We start from the raw sequence: 7,142 nt of genomic DNA, 5'->3' as shown, positions 1-7,142 counted from the left end.
GCCCTGCTTTCTTTGGTGGGGCGGGGGGTGTGGTGGGCGGGGGGGGGCGCCTCTCCGCTCCAGAGGAGCCCCACCCGGCCGGTGGGGTGCGCCGCCCCCGTCCCCACGGTGCGGCGCGGCCAGGCCACCGTCCCGTCATCCCGTGGACGGTGGCCTGAGTCTCAGGTCAGGCCCAGCGCGGGCAGCACGGCCGCCTCCACGAATCCGACGAGATAGTCGGAGTCGGCGTACTGGCCGCTCAGCACGGGGCGGATGCGCAGCACGCCGAACAGCATGGCGGGCACGTACTCCAGCGCCGGATGGTCAGCGGGCACCTCGCCGCGCTCGACCGCGCGCCGCAGCATCTCCTGGAGCGCGGCGAGTTCGGGGTCGACCAGCGTCTCCCGCAGCGCGGCCATCAGTTCGCGGTCGGTCGTGATCGCATGGCCGAGCGACTGCATCAGCCGGGTGTCCTTGCCGGACCAGTCGCCCGCGGCGCGCACGGCCTCGCGCAGGTCGCCGGCGAGCGATCCCGTGTCGATCCCGCCGAACCGTACCCGGCTGCTCGCGCGCAGCGCCGCCGCCACGAACTGGGGTTTCGTCCGCCACTGCCGGTAGAGCGTGGACTTGCTGCAGCGCGTGCTGGCGGCGACGCCCTCCATGGTGACCGAGTCGTAGCCGCATGCGCGGATCTGGTCGAGCACGGCGTCGAAGAACTCCCGCTCACGCTCGGGCGTGAGCTTGGAGCGGCGCGAGGCGGCGACCGTCTCCGGTCCGTCCGCGGCCTGCGACGTCATGCGCTGTTCTCCTCACTCCTCGGCCCGCCCGCGCTGCGCTCGAAGGGCGGGTCCATCAACTGTTCCCAGTGTGTCGCACATCAATCGATACGACAGTGTACCGGTACAGGAGCGTATCGGTACACTGTCGTTTCGGTACATTGTCGTTTCGGTACGTATACGTATCGATGAGCCCAGGTCAAGGTCCGGGGCTCCGCACCAGCACACGCACACGCACGACCGTCAGCGAAAGGGCCGGGGGATGAATGCCCACACCGAGCCTGCCGAAACGGAGCCGGACTCCATAGCCCGGCCCTCGCTCGTCCGGGAGTTCCTGCTCGTCGCGGGGCTCTTCCTCGTCTACAAATTCGGCCGGCAACTGGCCACGGGTCACACCGGCGAGGCGCTCCACAACGCCCACCGCGTATGGGACCTGGAACGGACCCTGCGCCTTCCGGGCGAGGGCGACGTGCAGTCCGCGTTGCTGCACGGCGACACCCTCGTCCACCTGGCGAACACCTACTATGCGACGGTCCACTTCCCGGCCACGCTGGCCTTCCTGGTCTGGCTGTATGTGCGGCGCCCCGCGCACTACCTGTGGGCCCGCCGGGTCCTCGCCGCGGTCACCTCCGCCGCCCTGGTGCTGCCCTTCACGTTCCCGCTCGCCCCGCCGCGCATGCTGGCCGCCACGGGCCTGGTGGACACCGCCCGCGTCTACGGGCCGTCGGTGTACGGCCCACCGTCGAGCGATCACCTCTCCAACCAGTTCGCGGCGATGCCGTCGCTGCACTTCGGCTGGGCTGTGATGGTGGCGATCGGGATGATCGCCGCGACCCGCTCACACGCGCGCTGGCTGTGGCTGCTGCACCCGCTGATCACCCTCGTCGTCATCGTCGGCACGGCGAACCACTACTGGCTGGATGCGATCGTCGCCGCGGCTATGCTCGGCCTCGCCCTCGCCGTGATCCATCGGCCGCACCGCGGCACCGGGACGGCGGGCCGCGGCACCCGGCGGTTCGCGCCGAAGGAACCGGTCCTGGTGGGAGCGGGCCGATGAGCCCCGCCCTGCTCGCCATCGCCCTCTGCCTGGTCTCGGCCGTCGCCTACGCGGCCGCCGCGGTCGCGCAGGAGCGCCTGGCCGCCCGTGGCTCCGGCACCGGCCTGCTGCGGCTGCTCGGCACCGGCGCGTGGTGGACGTCGGTCGGGCTGAACGGGGGCGCCGCGGTGCTGCACGTGGTGGCCCTCACCTACGGTCCGCTGACCGTCGTCCAGCCGCTCGGCGCGCTCACCCTGGTCGCCGCGGTGCCGATGGGGGCCCGGCTCGCCGGGCGGCGGGTCGGCGCCGCGGAGTGGCGGGGCACGGCCCTGACGCTGCTCGGACTCGCGGCGCTGCTGGTCGCCGCGTCCGGTCCGGCACCGCACCGGGTGCTGTCCCTGACGGAGGCACTGGCGGTGGCCGGTTCGACGGCCGCGCTGGTCGGGGTGCTGGCCCGGCCCGGCGCCCGGCCCGGACTGCGGCACGCGACGGCGTCCGGCGTCGCCTCGGGCGTGGCCTCGGCGCTCACCCAGACGGTGACGGTGGCGGCGACGGACCGTACGGGATCGGCGCCGAGCCCGGCGGTGATCGTGGTCGCGCTGCTGGTCGCCGCGTTCGCCACCGGCGGGCTGCTGCTCTCGCAGACCGCCTACCGGAGCGGCCTGGGCGCGCCGCTCGCCGTGGTGACGCTGGCCAACCCGGTGGCCGCCGCGGTGATCGGTCTCGCCCTGCTCGGGCAGGGCCTGCGGGGCGGCGTCGACGGCGTGCTGCTGGCGCTCGCCGGGGCGGCGGTGGCGTCCTGGGGCGTGCTGCTGCTGACCCGGGTGCCGCGGCCCGCCGCCGACCACGCCGAGGCACACCCGGTGGCCGGGATGCCGGCCCCGGAACCGCGGACCGCGTCGGCCGAACCGCCCCTGGCTCCCCGCCGACCGGACCCCGGACACCTCACTCCCCTGTAGGAAACGCACACACCCGTGGGGAAGCCACACACCTGTAGGGAACGCACACACTCCGGCGGGTGCGGGCGGCGGAAGAACGCGGGCGGCGGCCGGTGCGTGTGGAGAAACCGCCTGCGCTTCCGGCGCCTCGAAGCCGACGGCACGGCGGTCCCCCGAGGGGCGCGGGGAACTGTGCGACCAGCCCCCACCGGCCCGCAGCCGAAACGAAGACCGAGGAACCTCCACGCACCAGCCGCCGTTGCCGTGCTGCCGTGCCCCGGTGTGCGGGCCATGTGGCGCCCCGCCGTGTGGCACCCCGCCGTGTGGCGAGGGGGCCGGGCGGGGTCAGCCCAGGCCCCGCGAGTCCTGCTTGAGCGCGGTGTCGACGGTCAGGGCCGTGGCCACCACGAGGCTCAGCAGGGGCTCGGGGAGTTGGTAGTGGATCTGCAGGACATAGTTGTCCGCGGTCGTGAACATCGTCTTGGCGAGCCCTTCCCAGGTCTTGGTGATCCGGGCCACCTCGTTGTCCTCGTGGTCGACGATCGCGAAGTTCCACGCCCGCCAGTTCTCCGCCTTGATCGCACCGACCTGCCGGCCGTCCGCGTTCATCGCGAAGTTGATCTTCCCGATCATGTTCTGCTGGACGATCTCCCCCACCGGCGAGCCGTCCGGACGGGTCACGATCACCCGGGACTTGAAGAACTTCGCGGGCCGGGTGAGCACCAGCTGGGGCTGTCCGTGGGGGTCGCGGATCTCCAGCCGGTGCGTCATGAACTGGTCGAGGCTGGAGACGAAGCGCAGAACCTTCTTGAGGGCGCTCTGCCCGACCTCGACCACGGCGCCGAGGTCACGGCCCTGCTGGTCCATGACCTTGTACTCATTGGTCAGCTCGATCAGCTTGGCCTTCTGGTTCACCACCAGCACGGGCTCGGTGAACAGCGTCCCGCCGCCGCCGGCGCCGCCCGCGACCCCGGCCTGCTGCTGCACCTGCCGCTGAACGCGAGGGTCAGCGGCGGGCTGCTGCGGCACCGAGGCATGCGGAGCGGCCGCCTGCTGGGCGCCCTGCTGGTCCGGGTTGGTGTGTTCGGTCCATTGCGCGCCGTCCCAGTAGCGGAGCGTCTGGGGCGCTCCGTGTGGATCGGGGTACCAGCCCGCGGGTGTGTTCGATTGCATGGTCACCGGGGCACACTACCCTGCTGTGACCGGTACCTGACCAGGCCGTCCGCTGTCGCCTTCATCCGGGCGTCAGTGCGCGCCGATCGCCGGATCGCTGACCCCGGGGTGTCCGTTCTCGACGTGCCCGGCGAACCCACGCAGGAAGCCCGGGTCGGCCTCGGACGTCACGGTCAGGTCGTACCAGCGCCGGCTCGCCGAGAGGTCCACGGTGCGCCGGACCGTGGCCCCGGCCCGCACCGTCACCGTCCACGGCCTGCCGCCGTACCCGTTGGCGACCTTCAGCCGCACCGTGCCGGAGCCCTTGTTGGTGAAGGTGAGCCGCACGTCGTCCCCGCAGGGCCGCGCGGTGACCTCGGGTCCCGCGGTCTTCCCGGGGCCCTTGAACACGCGCAGGAAGCCGTTCGGGCCGTGCACGGTCAGGTCGTACGAGCCGTTCGAGTACGCCGAGTTCCAGGTGTCGGCGACGGACTTACCCGCCCCGGCGGTGTAGGTCCAGGGTCCGTCGGTGCGGTTGCCGGAGGTGACGAGGAAGGCCGCGCCGGCGTGCGCGCCGGAGGCGAAGGAGAGCGTGAACTTTCCGGCCGCGGGATCGGCCGCGCCGTCCACCTCGGGGGCGTAGCCGAGCGGGCGGGTGGAGCGCAGGCCGCGTTCCTGCCGGGGCATGGCCGGGTCGGCGGGCGGGGTGGGCACATAGTCGGGGTGCCGGTCGCCGTCGGGCGGCAGGTAGCCGTCGGTGGCGGGCAGCCGGACCGGCCGGGTGTTCTTGCGGGTGAAGTCGAAGGCGGCGGTCAGGTCGCCGCAGACCGCGCGCCGCCAGGGCGAGATGTTCGGCTCCCGCACCCCGAAGCGGCGCTCCATGAACCGGATGATCGAGGTGTGGTCGAGGGTCTCGGAGCAGACGAAGCCGCCCTTGCTCCACGGGGAGACGACCAGCATCGGCACCCGCTGGCCCAGCCCGTAGGCGCCGGCCACATGGCCGCTGTCGCCCTTGAACAGGTCGGGGCCCGCGTCGACCGTCGACTTGCCCTGCGCGGCGGAGGCCGGCGGGAACGGCGGGACCAGGTGGTCGAAGAAGCCGTCGTTCTCGTCGTAGGTGATGAACAGGGCCGTCTTCGCCCACACCTCGGGGTTCGAGGTGAGCGCGTCGATGACCTGGGAGACGTACCAGGCGCCGTAGTTCGCGGGCCAGTTGGGGTGTTCGGTGAACGCCTCGGGGGCGGCGATCCAGGAGATCTGCGGCAGACTGCCGGACGCCACGTCCGCCCGCAGCCGGTCGAAGAAGCCCTCGCCCTTGCCGACGTCGGTGCCGGTGCGCGCCTTGTCGTACAGCGGGTCTCCGGGCTTGGCGTTCCGGTACTGATGGAAGTACAGCAGCGAGTTGTCGCCGTAGTTGCCGCGGTAGGCGTCCTCTATCCAGCCCCAGCCGCCCTTCGCGTCGAGGCCGTCGCCGATGTCCTGGTAGATCTTCCAGGAGATCCCGGCCCGCTCCAGTCGCTCGGGGTAGGTCGTCCAGGAGTAGCCCGCCTCCTCGTTGCCGAGGACCGGGCCGCCGCCGCGGCCGTCGTTGCCCGTGTAGCCCGTCCACATGTAGTAGCGGTTCGGGTCGGTCGAGCCGATGAACGAGCAGTGGTAGGCGTCGCAGATGGTGAACGCGTCGGCGAGCGCGTAGTGGAAGGGGATGTCCTCCCGGGTCAGGTACGCCATGGTCGTGGCGCCCTTGGCCGGCACCCACTTGTCGTAGCGACCCCCGTTGACGGCGTCGTGCCCGTCGTTCCAGCCGTGCGGGAGGTCCTGGATGAAGGCCAGGCCCAGGTCGTCGGCGTCCGGGCGGAAGGGCAGCAGGTCCTTTTGGCCGTCCGACTGGTACCAGACCGGCTTGCCGTCCGGCCGCGCCACCGGGCGCGGGTCGCCGAAGCCACGGACGCCTCTGAGCGAGCCGAAGTAGTGGTCGAAGGAGCGGTTCTCCTGCATGAGGACGACGATGTGCTCCACGTCCTCGACCGAGCCCGTGCGGTGGTTCGCGGGCAGCGCGGCGGCCCGTTCGATGCTGCTGGACAGGGCGGTGAAGGCCGAGGTGGCGCCCGCGAGTTGGAGGAATCTGCGCCGGTTGACTTCGGGCATGGGAAAGGACCTCTCATCTCTGGCGTACGCGACGCCTGGGGGGGTGGCGGAAAGTGCGCGGTGCGAGCTTTTCAAGAGCAGCGAACGTCAGGGAAGGGCGTGATGGCGTCGATGTGAAGGTCGGCGGTACAGGGGAGGAGCGGACGGCCCGGCGGGTCCGTGCGGACCATAACCCCGGCCGGGCGGCGGGAGCCGGATCCACGCCGCGGCGAGCGCGGCGGCCCGGCTGAGGGGCGGTCAGGGCCGGACCGGGGCCGCTGCACGGCTCGCCCAGGAGGGTGGCACTGGCGCTGACACCGCTTCCGGTACCGCATGGGGGCCTCTCGCCGACGCAGGCGCTGGGCTCCGTCCGGCGGTTCGGACCTGGCAGTCTCGGAGATCTCGCTCGGGTCCTGGCTCACTTAGAGCCCCGAACAGAATGGGCGCCCGGCGCGCGACGCCTGGCACGCACGCTGATCGGACTCCCATTCTGTTCGCAGCTCTTACGCCGACGGCGTCCCGGCGGACGCGACCCCTCCTGCGCCGAAGCCACGTTCGACGCGGGCATCACCTTCTTCGGCACCGTGAACGTCTACAGCCGCGGGGCCGCCGAGACGGGGCGGCTGGAGTGGTGGCAGGCGAGCGCCGAGGGTGACCTGCGGCCGCTGGTGCGGCTGGTCGCCCCGGAGCGGTGGGCGTACCTGGACTGCACGCACGGGGACGGGGAGCAGTCGGCATACGCGGACCACACATACGGGGAAGGGTCGCGCTGCCCCGGGCGGTGAGCGGTGAGCGTGCCGTACGTCGAGTGGCTCATGTCGACTGCCTCTACGCCGACGAGTACCGCCTCACCCTGTCCGCGCCGGTACGGGCGGCCGACCGGTTCGCGGGCGTGGCCGCGGCCGACGTCCGCCTCCGTCACTTCGAGGCCGCCACGCCCCGCTGCTGCGCCGCCTGCCGGACCCGCCCGGCGCCGTCGGCGACCTGAACGCCGGCGGTGCCGGGTCAGGGCTCCGGGGTGGGGACGACGGTCAGATGGCCGGCCGTGGGGGGGGGGGGGCGGCGCGCGCGCGCCCCCGGCCCCCGCCCGCCCGCGCCGGCGGCCCCCCGCCCCAGGCGTGAGGGGGGGGGGGGGGT

Annotated in this window: 7 protein-coding genes; 4 read left to right on the top strand and 3 right to left on the bottom strand. The window is 72.7% G+C overall.

Annotated elements, in window-relative coordinates; all coding sequences use genetic code 11:
- Nucleotides 1-161: 161 nt before the first annotated feature.
- Nucleotides 162-776 carry a TetR/AcrR family transcriptional regulator C-terminal ligand-binding domain-containing protein gene (locus ACWEKM_RS20650; RefSeq protein WP_451622640.1) on the bottom strand — a complete coding sequence of 205 codons (615 nt, stop codon included), beginning with the start codon at nt 774-776 and terminating at the stop codon, nt 162-164.
- 241 nt (nt 777-1,017) lie between these two features.
- Between ACWEKM_RS20650 and ACWEKM_RS20645 the strand changes: the two genes are divergently transcribed.
- Both ACWEKM_RS20645 and ACWEKM_RS20640 read left to right on the top strand, forming a co-directional pair.
- Nucleotides 1,018-1,812 carry a phosphatase PAP2 family protein gene (locus ACWEKM_RS20645; RefSeq protein WP_451622639.1) on the top strand — a complete coding sequence of 265 codons (795 nt, stop codon included), beginning with the start codon at nt 1,018-1,020 and terminating at the stop codon, nt 1,810-1,812.
- The gene (locus ACWEKM_RS20640) at nt 1,809-2,750 is read left to right on the top strand and encodes a hypothetical protein (protein ID WP_451622638.1); all 942 of its coding nucleotides are present in this window, start codon (nt 1,809-1,811) and stop codon (nt 2,748-2,750) included. The genes ACWEKM_RS20645 and ACWEKM_RS20640 overlap by 4 nt, the downstream gene beginning before the upstream one ends.
- A gap of 324 nt (nt 2,751-3,074) precedes the next feature.
- Here the strand turns inward: ACWEKM_RS20640 and ACWEKM_RS20635 are convergent, their stop codons facing one another.
- Together ACWEKM_RS20635 and ACWEKM_RS20630 are read right to left on the bottom strand one after the other, a co-directional pair.
- On the bottom strand, nt 3,075-3,908 hold the full coding sequence (locus ACWEKM_RS20635) for a phospholipid scramblase-related protein (protein ID WP_451622637.1): 834 nt from the start codon (nt 3,906-3,908) through the stop codon (nt 3,075-3,077).
- A gap of 66 nt (nt 3,909-3,974) precedes the next feature.
- Entirely contained in the window at nt 3,975-6,026 is a 2,052-nt protein-coding gene (locus ACWEKM_RS20630) for a phosphocholine-specific phospholipase C (protein WP_451622636.1), read from the bottom strand.
- Between the two features lie 563 nt (nt 6,027-6,589).
- Between ACWEKM_RS20630 and ACWEKM_RS20625 the strand changes: the two genes are divergently transcribed.
- Together ACWEKM_RS20625 and ACWEKM_RS20620 are read left to right on the top strand one after the other, a co-directional pair.
- On the top strand, nt 6,590-6,790 hold the full coding sequence (locus ACWEKM_RS20625) for a hypothetical protein (protein WP_451622635.1): 201 nt from the start codon (nt 6,590-6,592) through the stop codon (nt 6,788-6,790).
- A 23-nt stretch (nt 6,791-6,813) separates the two neighbouring features.
- The gene (locus ACWEKM_RS20620; RefSeq protein WP_451622634.1) at nt 6,814-6,993 is read left to right on the top strand and encodes a hypothetical protein; all 180 of its coding nucleotides are present in this window, start codon (nt 6,814-6,816) and stop codon (nt 6,991-6,993) included.
- Nucleotides 6,994-7,142 lie beyond the last annotated feature (149 nt).

The sequence above is a fragment of the Streptomyces sp. NPDC004752 genome, assembly GCF_053601275.1.
The sequence above is the reverse complement of the archived record's forward strand: the minus strand, read 5'-3'. Positions and strand labels throughout refer to the sequence as shown.